26 protein-coding genes are annotated in these 22,574 nt (G+C 64.2%); 7 read left to right on the forward strand and 19 right to left on the reverse strand.

Features of this window, described 5'->3' with window-relative positions; translation table 11 throughout:
- Positions 1-139 precede the first annotated feature (139 nt).
- The 6 genes from WP12_RS05880 to WP12_RS05905 all read left to right on the forward strand — a co-directional run bounded on the left by WP12_RS05880 (position 140) and on the right by WP12_RS05905 (position 6,300).
- The gene (locus tag WP12_RS05880; protein ID WP_046192818.1) at positions 140-1,255 is read left to right on the forward strand and encodes a DUF47 family protein; all 1,116 of its coding nucleotides are present in this window, start codon (positions 140-142) and stop codon (positions 1,253-1,255) included.
- A complete protein-coding gene (locus WP12_RS05885) occupies positions 1,255-2,256 on the forward strand; it encodes an inorganic phosphate transporter (protein ID WP_046192819.1) in 1,002 nt (333 codons plus the stop codon). Before WP12_RS05880 ends, WP12_RS05885 begins: the two co-directional genes overlap by 1 nt.
- 160 nt (positions 2,257-2,416) lie before the next feature.
- Complete coding sequence (locus WP12_RS05890; RefSeq protein WP_046192820.1) at positions 2,417-3,541, forward strand: acyl-CoA dehydrogenase family protein; 1,125 nt, start codon at positions 2,417-2,419, stop codon at positions 3,539-3,541.
- A 10-nt stretch (positions 3,542-3,551) separates the two neighbouring features.
- Entirely contained in the window at positions 3,552-4,736 is a 1,185-nt protein-coding gene (locus WP12_RS05895; protein WP_046192821.1) for an acetyl-CoA C-acyltransferase, read from the forward strand.
- A 14-nt stretch (positions 4,737-4,750) separates the two neighbouring features.
- Positions 4,751-5,512: an SDR family NAD(P)-dependent oxidoreductase gene (locus WP12_RS05900; RefSeq protein ID WP_046192822.1), complete on the forward strand. Its 762-nt coding sequence runs from the start codon at positions 4,751-4,753 to the stop codon at positions 5,510-5,512.
- Positions 5,509-6,300, forward strand: a complete 792-nt coding sequence (locus WP12_RS05905; protein ID WP_046192823.1) for an enoyl-CoA hydratase/isomerase family protein — start codon at positions 5,509-5,511, stop codon at positions 6,298-6,300. The genes WP12_RS05900 and WP12_RS05905 overlap by 4 nt, the downstream gene beginning before the upstream one ends.
- A 52-nt stretch (positions 6,301-6,352) precedes the next feature.
- On the opposite strand, the gene WP12_RS05910 is transcribed toward WP12_RS05905, so the two are convergent.
- The 9 genes from WP12_RS05910 to WP12_RS05950 all read right to left on the reverse strand — a co-directional run bounded on the left by WP12_RS05910 (position 6,353) and on the right by WP12_RS05950 (position 14,345).
- Positions 6,353-6,997, reverse strand: a complete 645-nt coding sequence (locus WP12_RS05910; RefSeq protein WP_046192824.1) for a TetR/AcrR family transcriptional regulator — start codon at positions 6,995-6,997, stop codon at positions 6,353-6,355.
- 5 nt (positions 6,998-7,002) lie between these two features.
- Positions 7,003-8,214 (reverse strand): cytochrome P450, encoded by a 1,212-nt coding sequence (locus WP12_RS05915; protein WP_046192825.1) that lies wholly within the window; start codon positions 8,212-8,214, stop codon positions 7,003-7,005.
- A 373-nt stretch (positions 8,215-8,587) separates the two neighbouring features.
- Positions 8,588-9,043, reverse strand: a complete 456-nt coding sequence (locus WP12_RS05920; RefSeq protein WP_052730240.1) for a MarR family winged helix-turn-helix transcriptional regulator — start codon at positions 9,041-9,043, stop codon at positions 8,588-8,590.
- Positions 9,044-9,115: 72 nt separating this feature from the next.
- Positions 9,116-9,865, reverse strand: coding sequence for a 2-keto-4-pentenoate hydratase (locus WP12_RS05925; RefSeq protein ID WP_443027855.1), 750 nt, complete (start codon positions 9,863-9,865; stop codon positions 9,116-9,118).
- Positions 9,866-9,916: 51 nt separating this feature from the next.
- Positions 9,917-10,732 (reverse strand): 2-keto-4-pentenoate hydratase, encoded by an 816-nt coding sequence (locus tag WP12_RS05930; RefSeq protein WP_084690991.1) that lies wholly within the window; start codon positions 10,730-10,732, stop codon positions 9,917-9,919.
- Positions 10,714-11,400, reverse strand: a complete 687-nt coding sequence (locus WP12_RS05935; protein WP_200894465.1) for a class II aldolase/adducin family protein — start codon at positions 11,398-11,400, stop codon at positions 10,714-10,716. The genes WP12_RS05930 and WP12_RS05935 overlap by 19 nt, the downstream gene beginning before the upstream one ends.
- On the reverse strand, positions 11,390-12,289 hold the full coding sequence (locus WP12_RS05940; protein ID WP_046192828.1) for a VOC family protein: 900 nt from the start codon (positions 12,287-12,289) through the stop codon (positions 11,390-11,392). The genes WP12_RS05935 and WP12_RS05940 overlap by 11 nt, the downstream gene beginning before the upstream one ends.
- A gap of 2 nt (positions 12,290-12,291) precedes the next feature.
- On the reverse strand, positions 12,292-12,819 hold the full coding sequence (locus tag WP12_RS05945; protein WP_046192829.1) for a VOC family protein: 528 nt from the start codon (positions 12,817-12,819) through the stop codon (positions 12,292-12,294).
- Between the two features lie 17 nt (positions 12,820-12,836).
- Positions 12,837-14,345, reverse strand: a complete 1,509-nt coding sequence (locus WP12_RS05950; protein WP_046192830.1) for a 2-hydroxymuconic semialdehyde dehydrogenase — start codon at positions 14,343-14,345, stop codon at positions 12,837-12,839.
- A gap of 262 nt (positions 14,346-14,607) precedes the next feature.
- On the opposite strand from WP12_RS05950, the gene WP12_RS05955 reads away from it, so the two are divergent.
- Positions 14,608-15,138, forward strand: a complete 531-nt coding sequence (locus tag WP12_RS05955; protein WP_046192831.1) for a VOC family protein — start codon at positions 14,608-14,610, stop codon at positions 15,136-15,138.
- Positions 15,139-15,278: 140 nt separating this feature from the next.
- On the opposite strand, the gene WP12_RS05960 is transcribed toward WP12_RS05955, so the two are convergent.
- The 10 genes from WP12_RS05960 to WP12_RS06000 form a co-directional block, all read right to left on the reverse strand.
- Complete coding sequence (locus WP12_RS05960) at positions 15,279-16,025, reverse strand: GntR family transcriptional regulator (RefSeq protein WP_046192832.1); 747 nt, start codon at positions 16,023-16,025, stop codon at positions 15,279-15,281.
- A gap of 163 nt (positions 16,026-16,188) precedes the next feature.
- Complete coding sequence (locus WP12_RS05965) at positions 16,189-16,674, reverse strand: HtaA domain-containing protein (RefSeq protein WP_046192833.1); 486 nt, start codon at positions 16,672-16,674, stop codon at positions 16,189-16,191.
- Between the two features lie 18 nt (positions 16,675-16,692).
- Entirely contained in the window at positions 16,693-17,598 is a 906-nt protein-coding gene (locus tag WP12_RS05970) for an intradiol ring-cleavage dioxygenase (protein ID WP_152663909.1), read from the reverse strand.
- 16 nt (positions 17,599-17,614) lie between these two features.
- Positions 17,615-17,746, reverse strand: a complete 132-nt coding sequence (locus tag WP12_RS26205; protein ID WP_268794725.1) for a hypothetical protein — start codon at positions 17,744-17,746, stop codon at positions 17,615-17,617.
- 19 nt (positions 17,747-17,765) lie between these two features.
- Positions 17,766-18,788 carry an amidohydrolase family protein gene (locus WP12_RS05975; protein ID WP_046192835.1) on the reverse strand — a complete coding sequence of 341 codons (1,023 nt, stop codon included), beginning with the start codon at positions 18,786-18,788 and terminating at the stop codon, positions 17,766-17,768.
- A 25-nt stretch (positions 18,789-18,813) separates the two neighbouring features.
- Entirely contained in the window at positions 18,814-19,713 is a 900-nt protein-coding gene (locus WP12_RS05980) for a fumarylacetoacetate hydrolase family protein (protein WP_052730241.1), read from the reverse strand.
- Complete coding sequence (locus tag WP12_RS05985; RefSeq protein WP_046192836.1) at positions 19,710-19,910, reverse strand: 2-hydroxymuconate tautomerase; 201 nt, start codon at positions 19,908-19,910, stop codon at positions 19,710-19,712. Before WP12_RS05985 ends, WP12_RS05980 begins: the two co-directional genes overlap by 4 nt.
- A gap of 104 nt (positions 19,911-20,014) precedes the next feature.
- Positions 20,015-20,692 (reverse strand): glutathione S-transferase family protein, encoded by a 678-nt coding sequence (locus tag WP12_RS05990; RefSeq protein ID WP_046192837.1) that lies wholly within the window; start codon positions 20,690-20,692, stop codon positions 20,015-20,017.
- Positions 20,693-20,823: 131 nt separating this feature from the next.
- Positions 20,824-21,423 carry an NAD(P)H:quinone oxidoreductase gene (gene wrbA / locus WP12_RS05995; RefSeq protein ID WP_046192876.1) on the reverse strand — a complete coding sequence of 200 codons (600 nt, stop codon included), beginning with the start codon at positions 21,421-21,423 and terminating at the stop codon, positions 20,824-20,826.
- A gap of 80 nt (positions 21,424-21,503) precedes the next feature.
- Positions 21,504-22,448 carry a LysR family transcriptional regulator gene (locus tag WP12_RS06000; RefSeq protein WP_046192838.1) on the reverse strand — a complete coding sequence of 315 codons (945 nt, stop codon included), beginning with the start codon at positions 22,446-22,448 and terminating at the stop codon, positions 21,504-21,506.
- Positions 22,449-22,574: the final 126 nt, after the last annotated feature.

Genomic DNA, 22,574 nt, shown 5'->3' on the forward strand with positions numbered 1-22,574 from the left:
GGAGCGACGAACGCATGTCGGGAGTCGACGAACGACAAGACACAGCGAAAGCGGTCCGATACGGACGACTCGGTGACTGTTCGATTGCAACAAAAGCATCACATTATTAGGTGGGGCCCACGAACCGGGGATTCGCAACATTCGCCAGATAGCCGTCCTGCCCTACCGCACCACCGATGCGGGCCTGATCGAGGTCATGCTGATCACCTCACGGGATACGCGGCGCTGGGTGCTGCCCAAGGGCAATCGCATCAAGGGGCTGAAAAGCCACGAGGCCGCCAGCCACGAAGCCTATGAGGAAGCCGGGCTGGTCGGGATCGCCTGCCCCTTCGCGATCGGCACCTATCATTATCGCAAGAATCGCAAGGACGGCACGTCGCGGCCGGCGATCGTCGACATCTTTCCTTTTTCGGTGACGAGCCAACTCGACTCATGGCCCGAACAGGGCGAACGCGATCTGCGCTGGTTCACCCCAGCCGACGCCGCCGACGCGGTCGACGAGCCCGAGCTCAAGGACATTCTCTCTACCTTCCAGCCCCCGGTCTGGAATCCGGGCTTCACCGAACGCCTCGTCACGGCCGCCCGCCGCCATACAGCAGAAAGGTTCACCATCGTGCGCTGGTTCCAGGCATTGCTGCCCAAGCAGGGCAATTTCTTCGCGCAGTTCGAGGCGCATGCCGCGCTGAGCGTCGCCGCCGCCGACGCGCTCGGCAAGCTGTTGCAGGGCGGATCGGACATGCCGCTGCACTGTCAGGAGATATTCGATCGCGAAAATGACGCCGACGACATCATCCGCGACGTGCTCGTCGATGTCCGCAAGACGCTGATCACCCCGTTCGACCGTACCGCGATCACCAGCCTGATCGGCTCGATGGACGACGCGATCGATCAGATGAACCAGACCGCCAAGGCGATCACTCTCTACGAGCTCAAGGAGTTCGAACCGCAGATGCGCGACATGGCCGGAATCATCGTCGAGGCCGCGCGCATCACCGCCGATGCGATGCCGCTGCTGCGCGACCTGGGCCGCAACGCGACGCGGCTGCACAGCCTTACCGAACGGATCGTCAAGCTGGAGGGCCATGCCGACGAAATTCACGACGCAGGCCTCAAGCTGCTGTTCAAAGCGAAGGGCGAAAAATCGCCGATGGCGTTCATCATCGGCCGTGAAATCTACAGCCATCTCGAGAAGATCACCGACCGGTTCGAGGATGTCGCCAACGAGATTCAGGGCCTCGTGCTCGATCACGCCTGATGGACGCCACTTTAGCCTTTCCGTTGCTGGTCGCGCTCGTCGTCGTCGCGCTGGCCTTCGACTTCCTCAACGGCCTGCACGACGCCGCCAATTCGATCGCGACCGTGGTGTCGACCCGGGTGCTCAAGCCGCATCACGCGGTGATGATGGCGGCCTTCTTCAATTTCTTCGCCTTCTTCATATTCGGCGTCCATGTCGCGGAGACAATCGGCAAGGGCATCATCAACCCGGACCTCATCACGCCACAGGTCATTTTCGGCGCGCTGATGGGCGCGATAAGCTGGAATGTGATCACCTGGATGGTCGGCATCCCTTCCTCGTCGAGTCACGCGCTGATCGGCGGATTGCTCGGCGCGGGTATCGCCAAGGCGGGTTTCGACGCCGTGGTGTTGCACGGCGTGCTCAAGACCAGCTTCGCGATCGTACTATCGCCGACGATCGGCATGGTCCTGGCCCTGCTGCTCGTCCTGATCACCAGCTGGGTTTTCGTGCGAACCTCGCCCACCACGGCCGACAAGCGCTATCGGCGGCTGCAGCTGGTGTCCTCGGCACTCTACTCGCTCGGCCACGGCGGTAACGACGCGCAAAAGACGATGGGGATCATCGCCGTGTTGCTCTATTCGCAGGGCATGCTGGGGGCGGACTTCTACGTCCCTTTCTGGGTGGTCATCTCCTGTTACGTCACCCTGGCAATGGGCACGCTGATGGGCGGATGGAAAATCGTCCACACCATGGGGTCCAAAATCACCCGTCTGACCCCGGCGCAGGGCTTCTGCGCGGAGACCGGCGGCGCGATCACCCTGTTCGGAGCAACCCTGCTCGGCATTCCCGTCTCGACCACGCACACGATCACCGGCGCAATCGTCGGGGTCGGTTCGTCGCGGCGGCTTTCGGCGGTGCGCTGGAACGTTGCGAGCAGCATCGTCGTCGCCTGGGTGCTCACCCTTCCTGCCGCCGCCGCAATCGGCGCGACCTTCTATCTGCTGGCAGGGCTCTTTTAGAGATCGACCTTCCCGCGACGTCCAGGTTGCGTGCTCTTCTCAAGCCGGCTGACAATGATCTGGCGGCTGCCGCCGCACGTTGTGCTATCATGCGCCCGATTGACTTCCGACCAGTCAGAACATATTTTACTCGGTAGTAAGTAAAGCGCGAGGCGATATCATCCTGTCCGAAACCCAGACCGCCATTCACGAAGCGGTTCGCGCCTTCGCGCAGGAACAGATACGCCCGCGAAGCGTCGAGTTCGAGGCGGCCAGGGGCTATCCCGAGGGGCTGTTCGAGCAACTGGCGGGGCTCGGCCTGATGGGCATGGTCGCGCCCGAATCTGTCGGCGGCGCGGCTGCGGATTATGTCTCCTACGCGCTGTCTCTTATCGAAATCGCCGCGGCGGACGGTCCGCTTTCGACGATCATTTCGATCCAAAACAGCCTGCTGGTCGGCGGCTTGCTCAAGGAAGGCAGCGAGGCACAGCAGGCACGCTTCCTTCCCGACCTGATCAGCGGCCGGATGATCGGGGCGTTCGCGCTGACCGAGACCGACGCCGGGTCCGACGCCGCCGCGCTGCGCACCCGCGCGACGAAGGTGGAGGGCGGCTGGAAACTCGACGGGGCCAAGCAGTTCATCACCTCGGGCAAGATCGCTGGCGTCGCGATGGTCTTTGCCGTCACCGACCCGCAAGCCGGCAAGAAAGGCATCTCGGCCTTCCTCGTCCCCACCGACAAACCGGGCTATTCGGTCGACAAGGTCGAGCATAAGCTCGGTCAGGCCGCGTCAGACACCTGCGCGATCCGCTTCGAAGACCTATTTGTCGAAGATGATCTGCTGTTCGGCGATGAAGGGCGCGGCCTCAACATCGCGCTGGCCAATCTGGAGCAGGGACGGATCGGCATCGCCGCGCAATGCGTCGGCATGGCGCAGGCCGCGCTCGAAATCGCGACCGCCTATGCACGCGACCGCAAAAGCTTCGGCAAGCCGATCATCGAGCATCAGGCGGTGGGCTTCCGTCTCGCCGATCTTGCCACCCGGCTCGAGGCGGCGCGCCATCTCGTGCTGCACGCCGCGAGCTGCAAGGATGCCGGCCTGCCGTGCCTTAAGGAGGCCTCGATGGCCAAGCTGTTCGCGTCGGAGGTCGCCGAGGCGATCGTCTCCGGGGCAATTCAGACGCTCGGCGGCTATGGCTATCTCGAAGAATTCGGGCTCGCGAAAATCTATCGCGATGTCCGCGTCTGCCAGATTTATGAGGGCACATCCGATATCCAGCGGATGGTGATCGCCCGCGCACTGTAAGGAATCGACCATGAGCAACGATCCCGTCGTCATCGCCTCCTACGCCCGTACGCCGATGGGCGGCTTCCAGGGCGCTCTGTCGGGCGCTTCGGCCACCCAGCTTGGCGCAGCCGCGGTCAAGGCCGCTGTCGAGCGCGCCAAGGTCGATCCCGACAAGGTCGAGCAGATCTTCATGGGCTGCGTCCTTCCCGCCGGCCTCGGTCAGGCACCAGCGCGTCAGGCGGCTCTCGGCGCCGGCCTGCCCAAGTCGGTCGCGGCGACCACCGTCAACAAGATGTGCGGTTCGGGCATGCAGGCCGCGATCATGGCGCATGACGCGCTTGCCGCCGGCAGCGCCGACATCATCGTCGCAGGCGGCATGGAGAGCATGACCAATGCGCCCTACCTGCTCGCCAAGCATCGCGGCGGCGCGCGCATCGGCCATGACGTCATCAAGGACTCGATGTATCTCGACGGACTTGAGGATGCCTATGATCCTGGCAAGCTGATGGGCTCCTTCGCCGAGGATTCCGCCCGCGGTTATCAGTTCACCCGCGAAGCGCAGGACGAATATGCGATCCGCTCGCTGAGCCGCGCCAATGCGGCGATCGACAGCGGCGCGTTCGACCGCGAAGTCGTGCCTGTCTCCCTGGAGACGCGCGGCGGCACCGTCGTCGTCGACAAGGACGAGCAGCCCGGCAAGGCGCGCCCCGACAAGATCCCGTCGCTCAAGCCCGCCTTCGCCAAGGACGGCACGATCACCGCCGCCAACGCCTCTTCGATCTCTGACGGCGCCGCCGCGCTGGTGATGACGCGCGAGAGCGTGGCAAAGGAACTTGGCCTGCCGGTCGTGGCGAAAGTCGTATCGCATGCGGCGCACGCGCATGAGCCCGGCCTGTTTACAACCGCGCCGGTGCCTGCAATACGCAAGGCGCTGGCCAAGGCGGGCTGGTCGGTGGACGATGTCGACTTGTTCGAGGTCAACGAGGCATTTGCGGTGGTCGCGATGATCGCCGCCAGGGATTTGAACATTCCGGCCGAAAAGCTCAACGTCAATGGCGGCGCCTGTGCGCTCGGTCATCCGATCGGAGCAAGCGGCGCGCGGGTGATCGCCACGCTGCTTGGGGCGTTGGAAACTCGTGGGCTTAAGCGCGGTGTCGCGAGCCTGTGCATCGGCGGCGGCGAAGCCACCGCGTTTGCAGTCGAACTGGTCTGAAGAGGGAAGATATAATGGATGTGCAAGGCGTAGCGGCGGTCGTCACCGGTGGAGCATCGGGGCTGGGTGGTGAGACCGCCCGCATGCTTGCGGCCAATGGGGCGAAGGTCACGATTTTCGACCTCAATGCCGAAGAGGGCGCGAAGACCGCGGCCGAAATCGGCGGTCAGTTCGTGTCGGTCAACGTCGCCGATGATGCGAGTGTCGCTGCCGGGCTGGAGGAAGCCGAGAAGCAGCACGGCGTCGCCCGTATCCTGGTCAATTGTGCGGGCATCGCCCCGCCCTCCCGCATCGTCAGCAAGGACGGCAGCCCACATGCGCTCGATCTTTACCGCAAGGTGATCGAGATCAATCTGATCGGCACCTTCAATACTCTGTCGAAATTCGCCGCCCGCTTGATCGCCGCCGATCCGGTCGGCGAGGAGCGCGGCGTCATCGTCAACACCGCTTCGGTCGCCGCCTATGACGGCCAGGTCGGACAGGCCGCCTATGCCTCGTCCAAGGCCGGCGTCGTCGGCCTGACCCTATGCGCGGCGCGCGACCTTGCCCAGCACAAGATTCGGGTAATGACGATCGCGCCGGGCATCTTCATGACTCCGATGTCGAAGGGCCTTCCACAGGCGGCGCAGGATTCGCTGGGCCAGCAGGTGCCGCATCCCAGCCGCCTCGGCGACCCAGGGGAATATGCCCAGCTGGTCGAAGCGATCGTCCGCAACCCGATGCTCAATGGCGAGGTCATTCGCCTCGACGGTGCGATCCGGATGGCGCCGCGATGAGCGCCGCCACCCTCCTGTTCGAACGCGACGGCGCAATCGCACGGATCACGTTCAATCGCCCGGAGGCCGCGAACACCATCAATCTCGCGCTCAGCAAGGCCCTGGTCGAAGCGGCGATCGAATGCGACACCAATACCGATATCCGCTGCGTCGTCCTGACCGGCGTGGGCAAGATGTTCTGCGCTGGCGGCGACATCGGGGTGATGGCGGCGGCGGGTGAAAAGGTCGGCCCGCGCGTCGGCGAGCTCGCCAGCATCCTGCACATGGCGGTCTCGCGTTTCGCGCGGATGAACAAGCCTCTGCTCACTCTCGTCAACGGCCCCGCGGCCGGCGCGGGCTATGGTCTCGCGATCGGTGGCGATATCGTGCTCGCCGCGCGCTCGGCCACCTTTACCGCGGCCTATGGCGCGCTGGGCGTCAGCCCTGATGGCGGGCTGACCTGGCTGCTGCCGCGCCTCGTCGGTCTGCGCCGCGCGCAGGAGATCATCATTTCCAACCGCCGGGTGGACGCCGAGGAAGCCGAGCGTATCGGAATCATCACCCGCGCGGTCGATGACGACGCGCTGGCGGAGGAAGGCGCAAAGGTCGCGAACCGGCTCGCCCAGTCGGCGATGGGAGCGATCGGCACGTCGCGCGCCCTGCTGCTCGGCGCCTTCGCCAACGGCATTGAAAGCCAGCTCGAACTCGAAGCGCGTGGAATCGCCGCCAACATCGGCAGTGCCGAAGGGCGCGAAGGCGTCGCCGCTTTCATGGCCAAGCGAAAGCCCGATTTCAGCGGCGCCGGATGACCTTCGCCCTGGCTTCGCGGCAAATCCGGGAAAGGGCGGTCTGAACCGCCCGTTACAGGCCGAGGACCATCCGCACCGCCAGGTCGACCTGTGCCCTGAAGGCGGCATCGGTTCCGGCCTTGTCTTCCTTCCCGGCTTTTTCGAGCAGCAACCGCTGATGGCGGTCGCCCATCACCAGATGCATGAACGCCTCGGCGCGTAGCCGGGCGTCGTCCCCGCCCATCACGCGCGACAGGATATTCTCGATCACTGCGATCGACCGCGCCGGCCCGACATCGTAGAAATCGGCGCCGAGCTGCGGGAAGCGCTGCATCTCGCCCAACAGCATGCGATAGAGATCGAGGACATGCTGCTCGCGCACCGCGTCGGCGAACACCCAGCCGAACTCGGTCAGGGCGACGCGCGCTTCCTCGATGCTCGCTGCGGGCGGATGCTCGTTCACCGCATAGATTTGCGCGCAATGTCGATTGATCGCGGCGAGAAAGAGCGCCTCCTTGTCGGCGAACTTGCGGTAGATCGTCATCTTAGAGATGCCCGCGCAGGCCGCGATCCGGTCCATCGACGCGGCCGCGAAGCCCTCGGCCTGGAAGACCTTGAGCGCCGCGTCGAGGACCTTGGCGCGCGTTGCGATCCCACGATCGCGCCGGGCATCGCCAGTGCCGTTCGGCGCGGTCATATCGTCCTGCCGATAGGCCATCCGTCTCAATCTAGCCGGGGCCGCGGCGTGAAAGCCACCTGCACCTCGGGAATATAGCAATAATCGCCCCCGCCGAACTGATAGACCGGCTTCCCCGACACGACATGCATGTCGGGCAGGGCATCCAGCAATTCCTCGAGCAGCACCTTCATCTCCATCCGCGCGAGCGGTGCGCCGGGGCAGACATGGATGCCGAAGCCGAAGCTGAGATGGCGGCTGTTCTCGCGGTCCATGTCGAACTCGGCCGGGCGGTCGAATACAGCGGGATCGCGATTGGCGGCGGCCCAGCCCATATAGACGTCCTCGCCCGCCGGTATCTCGGCTCCGTCGATCTCGACCGCTTTCGTAGTGCGGCGGAAGAAGCCGTAAAAAGGCGGCCGCAGGCGCAGCACCTCCTCGATCGCGCGCGGGATCAGGGCGGGTTCGGCGCGCAGCCGGTCGCGAAGCTCGGGACGCGAGAAGACCTCATAGATCATGCTCGCCATTGCCGAGGTGGTGCTGTGATGGCCCGCGCCGAGGAAGGCCGCGAGCAGGACGACATAGTCATCGTCGTCGAGCGGCTGTCCCTCGATCTCCATGCCCGCGAGCGCGGTCATATAATCGTCGCGCGGCGCGCGCTTGCGCGCATGGACCTCGGCGACGGTCACTTCGCCGAACTCGGCCTGGCGCTGCCCAAACAGCGCGGGATCGCCCTGCGCGGCGAACATCGCGATCGCGCGCTTGCGGATCTCGGGGACATTCTCCTCGTCGATGCCGACCATATGGCAGATCGCCTCAGCGGGCACCGGCTCGGCAATCTCGCGGACGATGTCGCAGCGGCCACGTTCGATGAACTCGTTGATGTGGTGTCGTATATCGGCGCGGAGAAACGGCTCCATCGACTCGGGCGTCCGGCTGGTGATCGCGCCGTTGAAAATCGCCCGCCAGTGGCCATGGCGCGGCGGATCCATCTCCAGCGCGGGGATCGGCTTACGCGGCAGCATCGGGCGCAGCACCTGCGGTTCCGACGAGAAGGTGCGATAGTCGGACATCGCCTTGCGGACGTCCTTATAGCTTAGCAGCATGTGAAAACCCTGATGCTCCTCGCTTCGCGCAAACGGTCGGACATCGCGCACCGCATCGAACAGCTCCAGGCTCTCCGCCGGCGGCGTTGTGTAGCAGCTCCAGTCGCGGGTGCTGCCCGCGTCGGCCCGATCGGAGACATCGTTGAGGCTCATTCGCGCTCTCCTTCTTATCAACCAAAAGTGAGTCCAGTATCGCTGATAGCCGCCGTGTTAATTACGATTTTGCGAATCGCGACTGCAGTACTGCATACACTTAAAAAGATATGTGACGATAGGGTATCAATTCTTTGATACGGTTTTTCTGTGTGTTGCGGATGGCGCCGCGCAACGAGGGGACGATGCGATTCCCAGAATGACAGAGGGACGGCGAAACCCTTGGAGCGGTTCCAGCGCATGACGGGCTTGGTTCGGCCAATATTATCGGACGCTCGATGACGCGGTTCGCCCAGCTTTGCGGGGGCAAATCTCAAGGCGAGCGCCACCCCCGCCGCGCCCAACGGAATGTTGCTCAGGAAAATCCAGTGCCCTAAAGCGCGTCGAGGCCGATCAACTGGCGCAGGCATCGCATGAAGACGATGCGGTCCTCCTTCGACAGCGGCTCCAATATCTCCCGCTGCGCTGCGCGGAGCTTGTCGGCCCGATCGATAAGCAGCGCCTCGCCGAGCGCGGTGATCCGCATCGTCCAGGCGCGGCTGTCCTGCTTGTCGCGCTCGCGGTCGACCCAGCCGCGGGCGATCATCCGGCTGAGCATTTCCTTCAGCGTGCTCTTGTCGATGCCCGTCGCCTCGACCAGTTCGCGCTGCGAAGCCCCCGGGCATTGGTTGAGGGCAAGCAGCAAGGCGATCTGCTGACGCGTGACATCATCGCCGACATGGCGGGTGAAGATGTCAAAGGACCTCTGGTGGTTACGCCGCAGCAAATGGCCGGGCGCGGCGAGCAGATCGAACTGCTTCAGCTTTTTCAGCGCTTCCGAATCCGCCACCCCAATCGCTCCACCCTCGGGCCGGATGCGGCCATGCCGCGCCCGCGCCCCGTTTTCAACAGACCCGCTATCTTATTTCACGTTGAACTCGACCCGGCCGAGATTCTGGACGACGAGCCGGACGTGCTGACCCGGCGCAAGCGCCTCGGCGGCAGTCGCGCCCCCCGCCATTACCACGCTGCCCGCCTGGAGCGGCTCGCCCGCCGCCTCGGCCAGCCGCGCGGCGGCGACCAGCGAACGCAGCGGATGGCCCAGGATCGCGGCGCTGGAACCAATCTGCCGCGCGACGCCGTCGATCTCCAGGATCATCCCCAGGTTTGAAATATCCTGCGCGGGATCGCTCCACGCGCCGACCACGAAACTCGACGAGGAACTATTGTCGGCGACCACGTCCGTCAGCGAGAATTTGAAGTCCTTGTAGCGCGAGTCGATGATCTCAAGCGCGGGCGCGACGCCGCCGACCGCGGCGAGCGCCGCAGCGGGCGTGACGCTGCCCATCAGCGGGGCCTTGAGGATGAAGGCGATCTCGGGCTCGACGCGCGGGTGCACATAGGTGCTGAAATCGATGTCGCCGCCATCTTCGACCAGCATGCGGTCGGTCAGCCGGCCCCAGATCATGCCCTCGACGCCCATCTGGACCATCTTGGCCCGGCTGGTGAAACCCATCTTCAGACCGATCCGCTTCTCGCCGCGCTGATAGCGGCGATTGAGCAACGCGGCCTGCACCTCATAGGCCTCGGCGAGCGTCAGCGGCTGTTCGAGCTGCGGGGTCGCCGTCGCGGTAGTCACCGCCGTATCGAGCCGTTCAGCAATTCCCAAGATATCGGCCACCGGCCACCTCCCTATCAAATCCGTTTCGGGCGATCGGCCCGCTTATTCCTTGCCGAAGCCGACGCGAACGGTGCCGAGACCCTCGATCCGCACTTCGATCGCATCGCCAGGGGCGACCGGGACCATCGGCCCAAGCGCGCCCGACAGGACGATGTCGCCGGCCTTAAGCGGGCGGCCGACCTCATCCATCTTCGCGGCGAGCCAGCCGAGCGCATGCAGCGGATTGCCGAGGCACGCAGCACCCGCGCCGAACGAGGTCGGATCGCCATTCTTCTCCAGCACCATGCCGCACAGGCGAAGATCGAGCGCATCGAGCTTCACCGGACGGGTGCCCAGCACGAACAGTCCGGACGATGCATTGTCTGCGACGGTGTCGACGATGCGAATATTCCAGTCGGCGATCCGGCTGTCGACGATCTCGATGGCGGGCAGCGCATAATCGATGCAGCCGATCAGTTCGGCGGTCGTCAGCGCCTTGGGATTTGGCGTCCGCGACAGCACGAAGGCGATCTCGGCCTCGACCTTGGGCTGGAGCAGCAGCCCCGGCGGAACGATGTCACCATCGGGCACGGCCATGTCGGCAAACAGCGTGCCGAAATCGGGCTGATCGACACCGAGCTGCTTCTGCACCGCCTTCGCGGTCAGGCCGATCTTCGCGCCAACGATCGTCCGCCCCTGATCGAGCCAGTGGCGGGTGTTGGCTTCCTGGATCGCATAAGCGTCCTCGATCGTCGCGGCGGGCACGGCTTCGCGTACCGGACTCATCGGCGCGAGGCTGTCATAGGAATCGCGGATGAGCGCGGCCTGACGCTCGACATCATCGGCGCTGATCGACGGGTTCAGCTTACGGGTTGCCATTCGGGATCTCCGAAACAAAGATATTGCCACATGCGCTCAAAAAGGCCCCCAGCCTTGACGGCGCGCTTTTCTACTTCTTCGGGCGTATATTCGCGGGGCGACTTACCCACCGCGCGAGCGGGGAGCAATGCCAGTTCGATACGCGCCGCGTCTTCCAGGAAGAAGGCGAGCCCGGCGGCTTCCTCCAGCGTATCGCCGGCGGTGACGGCGCCATTGCCCGACAGCACGATCGCCCGCGCATCGCCCATCATCGCGGCGACGCGCACCGCCTGCTCATCGTCCCGGACGAGCGCGACGCCCGGCCACAGCGGCGGCTGCGGCGCGAAATAGGCGCCGAGACCGTGAAGCGCACGGGGCGTTTCTCCCAACGCCGACAGCGCCATCGTCGCCGGTGGCTGAACGCGGCAGATGCCCCCCACCGACGGTCGGGCACGGTAGATTTCGCGGTGGATGCGCACCTCGGGCAGCGCTACCGGCGGCAGATCGCCGTCGAGCGTAACGACCACGCCGGGTTCATCCGTCGAGACCAGCCCGAGCGGCGACGCCGGTGTCACCAGGAAATGGCGATCATCCAGCCGCGTGCTAACATGGCCATAGGCATGCGCCAGCCCGTGGCGCGCCATGGCGCGCGCCGCCAGCCGCAATGTTCGCCCGGGATCAGGCTGCACGGGCGATCGTCGAATCCGCCGGGCCGACCCGGAATTCGGGGATGTCCGGCACCGAGCCCCACATGCAGAAGCTGCTCTCCGCCTTCGGGAACTGGCGGGGAATATAGGTCTTCTCGTCCTCGGCAGTGATCAGCCGGACGCCTGACGAATATTCATAGACGATATCGTCGGGGCCTTGGAAATAAAGGAATCGCGCCCCCGATGTCGGGTGCCGCCCCGGCCCGAAGACGATGCGGACGTTGTTGTTCTTGAGGTGGTAATAGGACCGCATGATGTCGTCGACCGACTCCACCTGAAAGTTCACATGCTGCAGCCCCGGAAAAGCCGAGGGGAACAGCGCGATCTTGTGATGCACCTCGTCGATGCGCAACAACGGCGCGTCGCCGATCCAGTCGCTGACCTTGGCGCCCAGCATCGTCGTCCAGAAAGCCTCGTCGGCATTCGCATCGGCGGTCCGCAATCCTACATGGCTGAATGCGGTGATCCCCGCGTCGCGCGTGCCATAATAGCGGCGTCCGCAATGATCGGGCCGGGCGACCAGATCGATCAGGTTTCCGGTCGGATCGCGAAAGGTGATCAGGCCGCGTGCGCGACGCTGCTCGCGCTCGTCGGCGGTGCCGTAATGGACATTGACCCCGGCCTTTTCGAACATCGCCCCGGCGGCATCGAGCGACGCCATGTCGGGCATCTCGAAGCCCAGTACATGCCCGCTGTCGCGGCCCTTAGTATAGACGATGTTATGATCGCGATCGTCGCCGCGCAGATAGGCGGAACTCGCGTCGCGATGCATCAGTTCGAGACCGAGAATCTGGGTCGCGAAGCGGACGCTTTCGTCGATATCGTCCGATCCGATCCGCACATAGCGAATGTCGTGGAGGTGGGCGCCCATCCTTATTTGCCTTTGGTCAGGGTCGATTCCGGGCGCTGGAACTTGGTGCTGAGATGGCCGGCGCCGGTCTGATCGCCACGCTCAAAGCCCCAGGCATAGCCACGCGGCGGATTGCTGAGGATTTCCCAGGCATTGTCGTCCTGATCCCAAAAATAGAAGCAGTAGGTGCCGTGCTGGACGACCGGCTTGCTGATCTTGTGCAGGCCCCACTTCTCGGCATCGCGCTTTACGACTTCATAGGCCGCGTCGACATCAGCCTCGGTGCCGACATCGAGACCATTGTGGTTCAGGAACGGCATCGTCTCGACGGTCTTGCTGGGGCTCTTCACCACGACGATGATCTGATCGCCACCCAGCCTCGCCCAGAAGGCTACCGGCGCCATCTGGACCGTTTCGAAGCCGAGAAACTCCTCGAAAAACTGGCGCGTCTTGGCGACGTCGCGGCATTCGAGCGTCGCGTGCGAATAGAATTTAGTCTTGAGAGCCGGTTCGACCCTGGTGGTGCCAGCGCTGTCAGCAGCGGTTGCCATGATGATCTCTCCTGTCCTTACAGCTTGATGCAGATGTTGCTGGGTTCCGAATAGAAATTGATCGAATGCTCGCCGCCTTCGCGGCCGACGCCCGACATTTTCGCGCCACCGAACGGCGTGCGCAGGTCGCGCAGGAACCAGCAATTGACCCAGGAAATGCCGACCTCCATCGCCCGCCCAACTCGGTGAGCGCGCGAGAGATTGGTGGTCCAGACCGACGAGGCGAGACCATATTCGGTATCGTTCGCCATGCGGATAGCATCCTCTTCGCTGTCGAAGGGGATGATCGCGCAGGCCGGGCCGAATATCTCCTCACGGCAGACGCGGGCGTCATGGGCGAGCCCGGTCCATATCGTCGGCTCGACGAAATAGCCGTTGGCCGCCGCGCCATCGAGCTTCGGCACGCCGCCGCCGGTAACGACCGTCGCGCCTTCGTCGACGGCAAGCTTGTAATAGCCAAGCACCTTCTCGCGATGCTCGTCGGAAATGAGCGGCCCCAGCGTCGTGCCATGATCATTGGGCAGGCCCGCCCTCAACGCCTCGGCCTTGCCCTTCATGCCAGCGACGAAACGGTCGAACACCGGCCGCTCGACATAGATGCGCTCGGGGGCGAGGCAGACTTGACCCGTGTTGAGGAAGGCCGCGCGGGACAGGCCCGCGATTGCCGCGTCAAGATCGGCGTCGGCGAAGACGACCGCCGGGTTCTTGCCGCCAAGCTCGAAGGACAGCGCCTTCACCGTAGGCGCGGCGGCCTTCATGATCGCGGAGCCGGTGCGGGTCTCGCCGGTGAAGGTGATCGCGCGGACGCCGGGATGCTGGACGAGGAATTCGCCCGCCGAGTCGGGGCCGAAGCCGTGGATGACGTTGAACGCGCCATCGGGAATACCGACCTCGGCCATCACCTCGCCCAGCAGGGTCGTGGTCGATGGGGTTTCCTCGGATGGCTTGACGATCACCGCATTGCCGCACGCCATCGCCGGCGCGACCTTCCAGGTCATCAGCAACAGCGGCAGATTCCAGGGGCTGATGACCCCGACCACGCCAAGCGGCTTGCGCACCGCATAGTTGAGGGCCTTGCCGCCGTCGGGCGTGTCCATCTCGAACGTCTCGGTCGAGAGATTGGCGATCGCATCGGCGAACACGCGAAAGTTCGCAGCCCCGCGCGGGATGTCGAGATGGTGCGCCAGTTCGTGCGGCTTGCCGGTATCGGCGATCTCGGCTTCGAGGAACTCGTCGAACCGCTCCTCGATCCGTTCGGCGACGCGGATCAGCAGCGCACGGCGCCTGGCAAGCGTCATCCGCCCCCATTCGCCCTCGACCGCCTTGCGTGCAGCCCGCACCGCCTGATCGACGATCGCCTTGTCGGCCTCATAGGCAGTCGCATGCACCAGCCCCGTCGCGGGATCATAGATGTCGAACGGCTTGCCGCCCTCGACGAAACGCCCACCGATGAAATTGCGAAGAGCGCGCCGCTCCTGCTGGGAAGCGCGTTCGGCAACCACCGTTGCGCCAGCCTGGCCTGTCATGAAATCCGTCTCCAGTACCGAGTCTCTATATGGTGTATACGTCCTAATAATGTTGGATGCAACCTTCGGATGCAATTGACGGACGCGCGCGGGTCGGTGCGTCGCTGAAACATCCCCTGCCCGACTCGTCCTCCTGATCAGTATTGAGTTTTCACTAGGAAAACCACCGCCGCCACGCTGGTTGACAACCCAAGTGCCATCCCTAAACTGGATGCACTATTGCTGAATAGCAAGCAAAATTGCCTGATCGGGGAGTAATGTCATGACCGCACCGACCGCACGGGGAATCGATCATATCGGGCTTACCGTGGTCGATATCGAGGCGGCGGAGCGCTTCCTGATCGACGGCCTCGGCGCCGAGTTCATCTTCGAGACGATCAACCCTACCCATCCTCCCTTCAAGGGGCCCGAGGTCGAAAAGGCGATCGGCGTCCCCCCGGGCACCGAGATCGACACGATCCGCATGTACAAGATGGGCACTGGTCCCGGAATCGAACTGTTCCATTACAAGACCGACGGCCAGCGCCCGGCCGCGCGAATGTGCGATGTCGGCTGGCAGCATCTCGCGCTCTACGTCGACGACATGGAGGCCGCGATCGAACGCGCGGTGGCGGCGGGGGCCGAGCAACTCGGTCCGCCCTGGGATCTGATCAACGCGGAGAGCGGTCCCGGCAACCGCTTCTGCTTCCTCCGCGCGCCCTTTGGCCCGATGATCGAATTGGTCAGCCATCCCTCGCCATCGCAATATGAGAGCGAGACGCCGCTGCGCCGGTGGAAGCCGCCGGTGGCCTGAGCCGATTTCGTCGGTGGAGTCTTGGCCGTCCCCCCGGCGGCCAGGGCCGGCACGGTTCCTTGCCGCAAAGCCTGGGCGTTATCGCGTTGACGGTGATCCCGAAGCGGCCAACCTCCGCAGCGAGCGTCCGGATCAGCCGATTACAGTGCTGCGGCCCCGGCGATAGCGAAGTTCAGCGAGTTGCGCAGACGCGCGGTGTCATATTCGGGGGCCAGCGCCGCCAGCAGTTCGAGCGCGGTGCGCGCCAGGTGTCGCGCGGCCAGCTCGGCGGCATGCGGCGCATTGCCCGCGACGATCGCGGCAAACAGTTCGCGATGTTCGGCCTCGCCACGCTGCCACCAGCCAAGCAGATGCGCGCCCTTATAGGCCGACTGATAACGTTCGCTCCGCAGTTCCAGCTGCTCGAGCTCATTGGCCAGCGTGTCGCCCGTACCGGACACGATCAGGCGATGCAGCCGGCGATGCAGCTGCTGCCATTGTTCGAAATTGTCATGCGCCTCGTCGCTCTCGAGCGCAGTGACTACCTCGCGGAGCTCCTCCATCAGCATCGGGCTCATCCGGCGGGTGGTGATAGCCACGCCCATCGCCTCCAGCGCGAGGCGCTTCATGTACAACGCCTCGATGTCGCACGGATCGAAGCCGACCACGCGGCTGCGGTAATTGGGCTCGCCGACCAGCAGCCCGCCTTCCTGCAGCATGCGCATCGCCTCACGCACCGGGGTACGGCTGACGTTCAGCGCCTTGGCGAGTTCGACCTGCGATAAAATGGTGCCGGGCTTCAGCAGCCCGCTCAGGATCGAGTTCTGAAGAGATTCATAGACCTCGACGGCCGTGCGGCGACCATCCCCTCTGTCGATCGGTTTCAGAACATCAGCAAGCGTCACCATGCGATTCCGATAACAGCGGATGCAATTTGGTCAATAGCAAGACGGCTTTCGAAACATGCGCGCAGGTGATGCCGGTATTTCACCGCCCAATATGGCGGCTTTTCGCGCGCGCGATCCGGCGAGACGCCGGAAAGCCCTGAATAGTGTGTACAGATTTTCCCAATTACTGGGCCAGACGCAGGATGAAGGGGTCCAGTTCGGCGCCTTCCGCATAAGCCCCGCCGAACAGAGCGGCGCCCCGCGCGGTCAGGGCCAGTGCTTCGCCCTGCCCTTCCATATGCGCCGCATCGGACCAGACGATCCGGAACGCCGCAAGGTCGAACCGGTCCTGCCCCTCCGCGCCAGACCGGCCGGCTATCGAGAGCATGCCCGCGCCGGATTCGATCAGAAGCCATGGTTCAGCGATATCGAGGCGCAACATCCCGAAATGGCCGGTAAAGCCGATCCGCCCGCCGAACTTCAGGACACCCGAACCGCTGGCGGCGTCGAAGCCCCCCATATCGGCCAGCCTGAAGACGAGACCGCAAAGCCGTGACGCGACGATCGCTCCATCGAGCGCGGCACGGCCATCGGGAAGGCTTCCGACATAGCGGGCGAAGCTTCCCCTGATCGGCCAGCCTAGCCCGGGAAAACCCTCTTCCTCAGACACGCGCGCGCTTCCCGCTTTTCATGACGCCGCGTCCAGTTCGTTATCGCGGGCCAGTATGAAATCCCATTCGACCGTCCAGAACGGCCCTTCAAAGCCCAGCTCGGCCGCGCGCGCCGGGTCGTCGACCTTCTGGAAGTCGGCGATCAGCGAATGCTTGACCCCGAACACCGCGTCTTCGGGCAGATAGGGGCAGTCGGGCGTGAAGATATGCGTCACGACCCGGTCATAGCCTGGCGCCGAGACGATGAAGTGAAGGTGCGCGGCGCGATTGGGATGTCGGCCGAGCGCCGTCAGCATCTTGCCGACCGGGCCATCATCGGGGATCGGGTACCAACGCGGCTTGCACGAACGGAACCAATATTCGCCCTGCGCATCGCTTTCGAAGATGCCGCGCAGGTTGAAGTCGGGCTGGATGCCCTTCTGCTGGACGTCGTAGAAGCCGTCCTCGTTCGCTTGCCACACGTCGAGCGTCGCGCCCTCGACCGCGCGGCCCGCGGTGTCGACGACCCGGCCGCGCACCACCAGCGGTTCTCCCTTGCCATCGAGACAGATATTGTCGCCATGCGCATAGCGCGGCGCATCGGAGACGTGAAACGGGCCGAGCACGGTGTTCTCGGTCGATCCCTCCGGCCGCTGATGATTCAGCGCATCGACCAGCATCGACACACCCAGCACATCGGACAACAGGATGAACTCCTGCCGCCATTCGGTGCACATATGCCCGGTGGCGGTGAGGAACTGTATCGCCGTCATCCATTCGTCCGACGTTATATTGGCTTCGCGCACCGCCGCATGGAGATGTCGCACCACCACGCCCATGATCTCGCGCAGCCGGGGATCGGCGCCGGGTCCGATCCGCCCGAGCACGACGTCGGCGGACCGGTCCTGCTCGAAATAGGCTGCTTCCTTGCCCCGCTCGGCCATCATGCTTCTCCTGTCGCTATGCCGCGGGTGGATCGCCGGCCCAGGCGCGCGCTATCAAGGTGCGCAGGGCATCGGCTTCAGGCGGACGCGGCCCTTCGCCGAAAATCACGCGGCCGGGGTTGGCGGTGTAGACGAAGGGTTCGGCCATCAGCGCGACCCCGGCGCCGTCATCGGGCGAAGGGTGGGTTGGTCGCGACCGGGGCCGAACTGTCCAGCCCCAGGCCGAACAGCTGGTTCGCGTTGTTTCGCCCGATCTTCACCCGGTCGGCTTCGCTGATCGTGGCGTTGTCGAACCAGTTGGCGGCATGATCGACATTCTCGAACGGCCAGTCAGCCGAGAAGAGGATGCGGTCGGATCCGATCTCCAACATCGTGTCGATCAGCGACTGGGTCCGGAAATTGCCCGACGTCGTGACATAGAAATTATTGTGGAAATAGTGCGAGATCGGCCTCTTCGCCGGATGCTTCTTGGGCAGCGTGACCCAGGCGTTGCGATTGTCGACGCGCCACATCGAGATCGGCAGCCCCTCGCCCATATGGCCGATGATGATCTTCAGGGCGGGATGTTCGTCGAACAGCCCCGACCCCATCAACCGCAATGCATGGACCGCGGTCTCCTGTCCGAAGGCCCAGGTCGGGCCGAGCAGCCATTCATGCCCGGCATAGATCTGCGCATGCTGCGGCAGCGGATTGCGCGGGTGGAGGTAGAAAGGAACGCCCAGCCGCTCGACCTCCGCCCAGAAGGGGCGGAACATCGGCATGTCGTAATAGAGCATCTCGCTGCCGTCCCCGGCCTGCGAGAAGCCGTTGACCAGCGCGCCCTTGAAACCCAGCTCGGTGATGCAGCGGGTCATCTCGCGGGTCGCGGCATCGGGGTCCTGTAGCGGCAGGGCGGCGAAGCCCTGGAACCGGTCGGGCCGCTTGGCGACCTCCTCGGCCAGATAGTCGTTGGCGCGGCGGGCGATCTCGATCGCTTTGGCCTTGTCGGGAATCGACTGCACCGCCGGGGCGTTGAGCGACAGGATCATCATCTCGATGCCGTGCGCGTCCATCTCGCGCAGCCGGCGATCCTGGATGTCCAGGATCCGCGCGGACAATTCGGTCCAGAAGTCGCCGGGCACGAAGCCCGCCGAATCCTGCAATGTCTCGGGGATGGCGAAATGCTCCTCGAGCGCGATCTTGCCTTTCATCCTCCTGCTCCGCCTTCCCGCCAGGTCAACCGATCGGGGTTATGAGTTCGCCGCACAGGCCGATTTCCATCCGGACCTCGTCGCCCGCCTTGAGATATTCGCCCTTGCCGTGGCCGACGCCAGCCGGCGTGCCGGTGCCGATGAGGTCACCCGGATAGAGCGTCATGATCGAGGTCAGATGCTCGATGATCGGGGCCACGCCGAACACCATCTGCGCGGTGTTGGAGTCCTGCTTCACCACGCCGTTGACGCTCAGCTTGACCGGAAGATCCTGTGGATCGGAAACGAAGCGCGCGGGCACCAGATAAGGGCCGAAGGGGGCGAAGCCGTCGAACGCCTTGTGCTGCACCCAGTCGACCCCGACCGGCGGCCGCGAAGCGAGCCAGTCGCGCGCCGACAGATCGTTGAAGTTCACATAGCCTGCGACCACCGAAAGCGCGTCGCCCTCTGTCACGTCGGTACATTTGCGGCCGATGATGACGCCGAGTTCGGCCTCCCAATCCATCATCTTCGCCTTCTTCGGTACCGGCACCGATTCACCGGGACCGCGCACCGTGTTGTTGACGGGCTTCATGAAGGCATAGGGATAGCTGGGGGTCATGGGGATCGCCATTTCGGCGATGTGATCATGATAGTTGGAACCGATGCAGGCGATCTTCCCCGGCGCCGCGAGCGGAGCGAGAAAATCGGCCTCGGCGGCCGACGTCCCGGAGCCAAACGCGACTATATTTGTATCCACATATTGGGCAATGCGGTTGTCGACATCGGCCCAGTCGTCGAGCAACGGCTGAAGGTCGGCTGGCGGCGTGGCGAACTTTCCGGGCAGCACGACGTTGATCGGCAACAGCTTGCCACCCTGTTCGACGACGACCTGACTGCCGCCGGCCCCTGCCCTGACAACCGCCAGACGATAGATATTGCTCATGCCCCGCTCCTCTCGATCTCGGCCTTGGTTTTCGTACCGATTCCCCAATGTTCTGCGTCGATTTCGGTCAGGATGACCCGCACGGACGCCTCGGGCGCTCCCAGCGTCCGAACCGCGGCCTCGGCCAGTTCCTTCATGAGCGCGCGCTTCATCTCGGGGCTGCGCCCGCGGATGAGTTGAACGGAAATTATCGGCATGAGCCCTCGCCTCCTGTGCCGCCCTCATGGTGGCGACGTCGCTTCATTTCTTAGTGGCTTCGCACCGACTTGCAAGATAGTGGATGCAGTTATTATTCGATCGTTTACTTGGCCGGCTCCAGATGCCGGAACATCGCGCGCCGCGCCTCGTCGTCGAATTCGGCCTTGAAGCTGTGCTTCTCGCGCAGGCCCACGGCGGCCTGGGCCGCAGGATGAGCCTCGATTTCCTGAACCAGCCGCACCACATTCGGAAGGTCGGCGCGCGCTTCGGGGCCCAGCACGTGATCCATGTTGCGGATCCAGCCCCACACCGCCATGTCGACGATGCTGTAGGCGTCGCCAACCATCCATTGCCGCTGCGCCAGATGCGCTTCGAGGACGTCGTAATGACGGCGCGCTTCGAATGAGTAGCGCTGCTGGGCATAGTCCTTTGGCGCGGGCGCATAATGGCGGAAGTGCACCGCCTGCCCGGAGTAGGGACCTAGGCCGGTGGCGGCGAACATCAACCATGACAGAAGCTGCCCGCGATGCTCCGCTGCCGGCAGGAAGAGCTGATATTTCTCGGCCAGGTAGAGGAGGATCGCATTGCTGTCGAAGACGGTGACGCCATCGTCGACGATGATCGGCAGCTTACTGTTGGGATTGAGCCGAACGATCTCCGGCGAGAATTGCTCGCCGCGAAGCATGTCCACCGGGACGAGCCGGTAGGGAAGCCCTGATTCCTCCAGGAACAGCGCGACCTTCATCGGGTTGGGCCCGGCATTATAATAGAAGTCGATCATCTGCCTCTCCTTCCAGCGTCCGTGTATCGGACGTCCTTGCGATAATGCCGCCGCATTGCGCCGCTATCGGCGACGCGGGCTACCCGGCGGCGGGGACGGTCATCGTCCACGCCATCGAACCGGCTCGGCGATCAGGCGGTCAGCTTGCCCGCCAACCCAGCCACATGCTGCCCAAGATAGCGCGCGCCATCGAGATCGGTCTTGCTCGGCTGACGCGAACCGTCGCCATCGGAAATGGTGCTCGCGCCATAGGGCGTTCCGCCCTTCACCTCCTCAAGGCCCATCTGCCCCTGAAAGGCATAGGGCAATCCCGTCACAACCATGCCGTGATGGATAAGGTTGGTGAGAATCGAGAAGAGCGTGGTCTCCTGTCCGCCATGCTGGGTCGCGGTGGAGGTGAAGGCCGCGCCGACCTTGCCGGTCAGAGCGCCGGTCAACCACAGGCCGCCGGTCTGATCCCAGAACTGCGCCATCTGCGCCGGCATGCGGCCGAAACGGGTCGGTGCGCCGACGATGATCGCGTCATAGCCGGGAAGCTCCTCGACCGTCGCGAAGGGCGCGTCCTGATCGAGCTTGAAATGCGCCGCCTGAGCGACTTCGGCCGGCACCAGTTCGGGAACGCGGCGGATGTCCGCCTGCCCGCCGCCGGCGGCGACGCCCTCCGCGACCGCGGCGGCCATCGCCTCGATATGACCATAGGTCGAATAATAGAGCACCAGCACCTTGGTCATATCATGGTCATCCTGCATCCCGGGAGTGGATACAGATTTCCCACGGGCCTGGGACAGAGTCAAGATAGGACTTGTGCGTCTTATCTTTTCAGCGGCATCCGCGTGACATTGGCGCCCAGATGCTCGGCGCATATGTCAAGGACGATGCCGCGCAGCCATTCATGCGCGGGATCATGGTCGTGCCGCATGTGCCACAGCATCTTGATCGCGATGCGGGCCGTGTCGCGTGGCAGTTCGATCTCCCGCACGCCGCCTAAGCTGCAGATCTGCGGCGCGAGCCGTGCCGGCGCCAAGCCGATCGAATCGGTGCCTGCCACCATCGGTGCGATCGACAGGAAGCTCGGCACGCGGACGCGTGGCGGATGCCGGTCGGACAAGCCGCTGATAGCGATGTCCTCCACTGCATATTTGCTACCGAGAAAATGCGTCGCGACATGCGGATAAACGAGCAGATCGTCCGAGCTGGCCTTACCCCGCAGCGGATGCGCCAGATCGACGATGCCGACGAAGCGATCCTCCATCAACGTTCTGGTCCGCACCGCGCGCGCTGCCTCTCCCACAGCGTGGGTGATGATGTCGCCGGTCAGGCATAGTTCGATCAGCCCACCATAGACGCTGTCGACCGGCTTATCGATCGCCACCATCTCGAAGGTGACATGCGGCGCCACGGCGGCAATCTGCGCGATGATCCGGGGCAGCAGCAGGAACAGCCCGAATTCGGATGCCATGATCCGGAAATGGCGGCGCAGCGCGGCGGCATCGAAATCGGACTCGACGGTGGTGAGCTTCTCCAGCGCCAGGAGCATCTGCCGCACCTCGGGCAGCAGCGCGACGCCGCGCGCCGTCAATTCCATCGAACGGCCAACCCGCGTCAGCAGCGGATCGTCCAGTTGTTCGCGCAGCCGGCCGAGCATGCCGCTCATCGTCGGCTGACTGACGCCGATCTGACGGGCTGCGGCGGTGACGTTGCGGTGGCTGAGCAGCGCGTCGAGCGCCGGCAGCAGATTAAGATCGAGACTGGACACGCACCCTCTCCTCAGCCGAGCCCTGGCAAAGTGTACACAACTATCAGGCGGGCCGATACCACCATCGCCGGCAGAGATTTTCCCGCGGTCCTGCGCGGGTTTACCCATGATCGCATAACGACCCGT

This window comes from Sphingomonas sp. SRS2 (assembly GCF_000971055.1).
Taxonomy (GTDB): domain Bacteria; phylum Pseudomonadota; class Alphaproteobacteria; order Sphingomonadales; family Sphingomonadaceae; genus Rhizorhabdus.

Bases quoted from the DNA above. Each gene is read 5' to 3' on its own strand.
- WP12_RS26205 (WP_268794725.1), bottom strand. From the start codon at position 17,746: ATGGCCGAACCCTTCGTCTACACCGCCAACCCCGGCCGCGTGATTTTC.
- WP12_RS05960 (WP_046192832.1), bottom strand. From the start codon at position 16,025: ATGGTGACGCTTGCTGATGTTCTGAAACCGATCGACAGAGGGGATGGT.
- WP12_RS05980 (WP_052730241.1), bottom strand. From the start codon at position 19,713: ATGAGCAATATCTATCGTCTGGCGGTTGTCAGGGCAGGGGCCGGCGGC.
- WP12_RS05945 (WP_046192829.1), bottom strand. From the start codon at position 12,819: ATGGCAACCGCTGCTGACAGCGCTGGCACCACCAGGGTCGAACCGGCT.
- WP12_RS05950 (WP_046192830.1), bottom strand. From the start codon at position 14,345: ATGACAGGCCAGGCTGGCGCAACGGTGGTTGCCGAACGCGCTTCCCAG.
- WP12_RS05990 (WP_046192837.1), bottom strand. From the start codon at position 20,692: ATGATCGACTTCTATTATAATGCCGGGCCCAACCCGATGAAGGTCGCG.
- WP12_RS05985 (WP_046192836.1), bottom strand. From the start codon at position 19,910: ATGCCGATAATTTCCGTTCAACTCATCCGCGGGCGCAGCCCCGAGATG.
- WP12_RS05915 (WP_046192825.1), bottom strand. From the start codon at position 8,214: ATGAGCCTCAACGATGTCTCCGATCGGGCCGACGCGGGCAGCACCCGC.
- WP12_RS05930 (WP_084690991.1), bottom strand. From the start codon at position 10,732: ATGGCAACCCGTAAGCTGAACCCGTCGATCAGCGCCGATGATGTCGAG.
- WP12_RS05900 (WP_046192822.1), top strand. From the start codon at position 4,751: ATGGATGTGCAAGGCGTAGCGGCGGTCGTCACCGGTGGAGCATCGGGG.
- WP12_RS05970 (WP_152663909.1), bottom strand. From the start codon at position 17,598: ATGGCCGAGCGGGGCAAGGAAGCAGCCTATTTCGAGCAGGACCGGTCC.
- WP12_RS05905 (WP_046192823.1), top strand. From the start codon at position 5,509: ATGAGCGCCGCCACCCTCCTGTTCGAACGCGACGGCGCAATCGCACGG.
- WP12_RS05895 (WP_046192821.1), top strand. From the start codon at position 3,552: ATGAGCAACGATCCCGTCGTCATCGCCTCCTACGCCCGTACGCCGATG.
- WP12_RS05885 (WP_046192819.1), top strand. From the start codon at position 1,255: ATGGACGCCACTTTAGCCTTTCCGTTGCTGGTCGCGCTCGTCGTCGTC.
- WP12_RS05940 (WP_046192828.1), bottom strand. From the start codon at position 12,289: ATGGGCGCCCACCTCCACGACATTCGCTATGTGCGGATCGGATCGGAC.
- WP12_RS05975 (WP_046192835.1), bottom strand. From the start codon at position 18,788: ATGAAAGGCAAGATCGCGCTCGAGGAGCATTTCGCCATCCCCGAGACA.
- WP12_RS05910 (WP_046192824.1), bottom strand. From the start codon at position 6,997: ATGGCCTATCGGCAGGACGATATGACCGCGCCGAACGGCACTGGCGAT.
- WP12_RS05955 (WP_046192831.1), top strand. From the start codon at position 14,608: ATGACCGCACCGACCGCACGGGGAATCGATCATATCGGGCTTACCGTG.
- wrbA (WP_046192876.1), bottom strand. From the start codon at position 21,423: ATGACCAAGGTGCTGGTGCTCTATTATTCGACCTATGGTCATATCGAG.